Consider the following 4,188-nt stretch of genomic DNA (forward strand, 5'->3'; position numbering starts at 1 on the left):
GTCTGTTCGTTAATTGGGCAGACGTAGTTTTTTTTGTAATAATCCCGGAGGTTTGTGAATGCCTCCTTGGTTGTTCACTCCAGTAAGATAGCGTTTTTTCGAGTTGTTCCACTTTAGCTTCTATCCATTTTCGGGAACGCGACAGACTATGCAAATAACCCCAATCACCCTTTTACTCGAAAGGTTGTTGAAGCTATACAGGAGGGTATAATTGTATTATTCGCTGCCGGTAATTGTGGTGGTGACCAATGTCCTGACAATTGTTGTGGGCTCGACCACGGCCCAGGAAAAAGCATCTGGGTGCAAACGGACATCCTATGGTCATAACAATTGGAGCAGTAAATATTGAAGAACAGATTGTAGGGTACAGCAGTCAAGGCCCTGCTGCTTTAGATCCCCATAAACCCGACTTTTGTTCAATAACACATTTTACAGGATATCACCAAAGTGATACGGGTACTTCAGCAGCAAAACCTATTGCCGCTGGAACAATCCCCTTACTCAAACAGGAAAAACTTTCCTTCCAACAAGAAGATATCAAAACACTCATTAGAAATACAGCAAAAGATATTGACGGACAGCTTGGAACACTACAACAGGATGGGGGGAATCCAACCTCTCAAAGCATATAAAAACCTTTCAATCCCAGTTGGTGTTCACTAAATATTTAAAAGCAACAGGTCGCTAAAAAACAGCGGCCTGTTTTTCTTCATATTCCCGATGCCACAACATATATCCTGTTTTCATACCAGCCTGATACACACAATACTTTACTCATCATTTCTTCTCATTATAAGATTTAAATGCCTATTATCGATTTAATAATAAACTCCAAATAAACATCCTGATTCATCTGTATCTGTTAATAGCACAGGAACTATGGAGTTTGATACTTCTTCTCTCACGCTCTCAGGCAAAGCGTCAGAATTCAAAGTAACTATATATTGGAATCCATCCTCAATAGATTTATCTTTACCAAATCTCAAAGCTTCAGCTATTTGTCTTTCATCCACCGGATCAAAAAGTGTACTATCATGTATTAGAATATCCATTTTTCTTCCTAAATACTTTGACATTTGAATTAACATCATATCAAAACAATAAATTAACATACTATTAATTCCGGTACTATTTTGATTTCTGGATACCATCTCAATATCGTATCGCCCATTTGTTGTTTGTCCTATATGTAATTGAGCTATAGAGTTATATAAAGAACTAGAGACCTCTTCGACTAATAAAATCGCATGGCGTTTAGTGTTTGAATGCTCTTCTAATGATTGATTAATCTCAATAATTAGCCTTTGTTCTTCTATTTTCAGCTTAGCTGCTTCCTCACGCATATTATTCATGAAATTTTGTTGTTTTTGGTACATATCTAGTTTATTTACAAGTTCATTCATTTCTGATTGTAATAGCGAATATTGTTCAAGAGCTCCGTGTGTATTTAAAATCATCATCTTTTTAGACTGCTCCAAAGAAAGCTCATGGATTAATTTATCTCTACTTTTTACAGCTTCTTCATAATGCTCTAATTCTTCATGCAAATATTTTTTTCTATTTGAAACCAATTGCTTATGAAATATTTTAGCTTCATCAAATTTCTTTATTAGAATATCAGGCATTTGAATTTTAACTTCATCGTATAATTCTGCTATATTTAAATCTGTAATATTTTTTTCACTTTCTGACGCATTAATTAATTCAGTTATAATTTGTCTGTCAACAAAATTTTGATTACTTAGCTCTGCTATTTTTTTAGCATAACTATTAGCATCAATTTCGATTTCTTTGTACTGAGGGTGGATCTGGAAATTTTCAAGATCCTTCTTGCACTTTGATATTCTAACAGTCAGAATTGTAATTTCAGTATCTAAATTTATCCCATCATTCATAATCTTATTATAAGAATCTGTTTTAATAGCTTTTTTTAGATCAATCATTTCTTTTTTCTTTTCCTCAAGTTGCTTATAACTGATTGCTAAGCTTGTGTCTAATCCAAGTAAATATGACAGTGCAATTTGAGTGAGATGCACATTCTGTGATTTGAAATATTTTGTCGCTTCTAAAAATCCGCCATCTCTAGTTAACCTAGAAAAGTATGGAAATAATGATCGGAATTTTAAATGAGCTTCCAATATTGCATCTCTATGATTTAAATTAAATAAATATTCGCCTAAAAATTCATTCCATTCAGTAATTTTCACCTTAACATTTACATCGCCGAATTTCTTTCCAAGAAAACTCCCCTTCTCACACTGTATATACACAAAATTCGATTCAGATCCACGTCGTTTCACTATATATAGCTTATCTTTTAAGTCTATATCCATAATGAAAAATTCATCTTTAAATTGATCCATTTTAAAGATACTATTCTTTGTACAACTACTACCATATAAAAAATGAATAATCTCAATAAACGTAGTTTTCCCCAGCCCGTTTCGAGTGTCTTTTACAGTTGACTTTTGAGTTACATCAGCTAATAAAATATTTAGTCCTTCATGAAGCTCTATTGTATTAAACGTGCTTAATGTGCTATATATCTTCCTAATCATTTCTTGCCCTCCACATTAAATCATCCTCATATTCAATTGCACCAATAATGTATAAAAAGTCTATTGCTAAAATGAAAGTATCAAACTGAATTCTGATCTTTCCATTTATGTCAGATTCCTGAATTTGAATATATGATTTCCATGCTGTACTAATCGTACGAGGAGAATTTAATATGGAAAGTATTCTAGCACCAATTTTTATAATTGATTTATCTTCATGCAAATTTTTAGTGGGTGTCAACACGATCCCACCCCCCTCCTTATTAACCAACTGAATGTCACTCTTATATCTGCTTTTTTTCATTATAACTTGTTCTAGCTCTATGTAACATTCATTGTACATTTATGCACTCACGCTTTCAAAAATTGTACATTGCTCAAAAAAATAAGCAAGAACAGTATGAACAGCTGCCATATATACCTGATTATCTTTCTTATTTGGATCTGTTATAAATTTAGCCAATTCACTATATATCTCATCAGGATCTAATTTTGTATTATCTCTTAGATCCTCATAATGCCTACGTAGAGTATCCGCAATTTGATCTCCTAAATTCAATTCTGTTTGAAGGTCTAGATACTGTCGTACTAAAGGAGCACGTATTAATCCTGCCTTTATTAGTCCAATTATTGGATCACTTAGACCATTAATTAAAAGTTTATTTTCTGGTACAGGTTCCAAATCCTCTTTCCTTGGATTAGATCTTTTAGAGATCGATTTTATTACAGGTTGTATGTCTTCAAATTTTAATGTAGCATAGTTAATTTTTGAAGGTACTGGACCTAAAATATCTCTAATATAAGCTTCTTCTAGTGAAAAAATAATATCTCTTAATGTACTTGGACCCCAAAACGTAAATTTAATGGCAGTATATTTAGTACCTAGCTTCAACAACTCTTTATTAATCTTTGGAGGTAAAGAATCTTGATTATGTACAAAAGACCATTTATCAAAAAACTCTTCCCAATAATCTATTGCACCAGAAAAATCACTATTTATCTTCTTTATCATCCTAGGTTGATTAAGACTATGAGGACCATTGACAGCAAATAAGTGACGTTCGCTAATTAAATAGCCATCGTTTTTCTTGTCACCCTCTTGTCCCCATGGACGACATGGCATAAAATCATCTTTGTATTTTGTCTGCATTACCTTAGAAAAAAAATTTTCAAACTCAGTTTCGGTCTTTTCTCGAATAATCTCTTTATACTTAACATCATAAAAATACATAGATAAATCATCCATAATTTCAATCCTTTCTGACTTTATTAATCAAAAAATCGCCCTGTAAGCCTAAGCCAACAGGGCGATTTTGCCGATTCTTTCGGACTACACGCCGGCGCTTCCAATCAGTGTAGTTTCACATTAACATGATTGTAACAATCTGTAAATCGATAATTCAAAGTCATAAAACAACAACGACCACTAGCAATCCTAAAGTAAGAAACCGTGCCAGGGGTACGGAACGCTGGACCTCCAAAGACAGCAGCTTTCTTCCTCCCTGGTACAGAAACACAAAAATGCACATCAACAACAGATCTAGCACCACTTGTTCCAGGCGATGTCTAATCCAAGCAACGCTATCAGAAGAAAATAAAGTATTAGAAAATAAAGTATTAGACGCCCATG

Annotated in this window: 5 protein-coding genes; 1 reads left to right on the forward strand and 4 read right to left on the reverse strand. The window is 33.5% G+C overall.

The features are described 5' to 3' along the window. Positions 1 to 317 precede the first annotated feature (317 nt). Complete coding sequence (locus tag L691_RS32745) at positions 318 to 632, forward strand: S8 family serine peptidase (protein ID WP_232229162.1); 315 nt, start codon at positions 318 to 320, stop codon at positions 630 to 632. A 186-nt stretch (positions 633 to 818) separates the two neighbouring features. Here L691_RS32745 and L691_RS0111690 read toward each other — a convergent pair whose 3' ends face one another. The 4 genes from L691_RS0111690 to L691_RS33550 form a co-directional block, all read right to left on the reverse strand. Beyond that, a complete protein-coding gene (locus L691_RS0111690; RefSeq protein ID WP_025690712.1) occupies positions 819 to 2,558 on the reverse strand; it encodes a DUF2326 domain-containing protein in 1,740 nt (579 codons plus the stop codon). Continuing rightward, the gene (locus L691_RS0111695; protein WP_156934223.1) at positions 2,551 to 2,802 is read right to left on the reverse strand and encodes an ABC-three component system middle component 6; all 252 of its coding nucleotides are present in this window, start codon (positions 2,800 to 2,802) and stop codon (positions 2,551 to 2,553) included. The genes L691_RS0111690 and L691_RS0111695 overlap by 8 nt, the downstream gene beginning before the upstream one ends. A gap of 99 nt (positions 2,803 to 2,901) precedes the next feature. Further along, positions 2,902 to 3,804, reverse strand: a complete 903-nt coding sequence (locus L691_RS0111700) for an ABC-three component system protein (RefSeq protein ID WP_143766106.1) — start codon at positions 3,802 to 3,804, stop codon at positions 2,902 to 2,904. Positions 3,805 to 3,964: 160 nt separating this feature from the next. After that, on the reverse strand, positions 3,965 to 4,188 hold a 224-nt coding region (locus L691_RS33550), incomplete at its 5' end, for a hypothetical protein (protein WP_232229163.1).

The sequence above is a fragment of the Paenibacillus zanthoxyli JH29 genome, from assembly GCF_000520715.1.
Taxonomy (GTDB): Bacteria; Bacillota; Bacilli; order Paenibacillales; family Paenibacillaceae; genus Paenibacillus_AQ; species Paenibacillus_AQ zanthoxyli.

Bases quoted from the DNA above. Each gene is read 5' to 3' on its own strand.
- L691_RS0111690 (WP_025690712.1), bottom strand. From the start codon at position 2,558: ATGATTAGGAAGATATATAGCACATTAAGCACGTTTAATACAATAGAG.
- L691_RS0111700 (WP_143766106.1), bottom strand. From the start codon at position 3,804: ATGGATGATTTATCTATGTATTTTTATGATGTTAAGTATAAAGAGATT.
- L691_RS32745 (WP_232229162.1), top strand. From the start codon at position 318: ATGGTCATAACAATTGGAGCAGTAAATATTGAAGAACAGATTGTAGGG.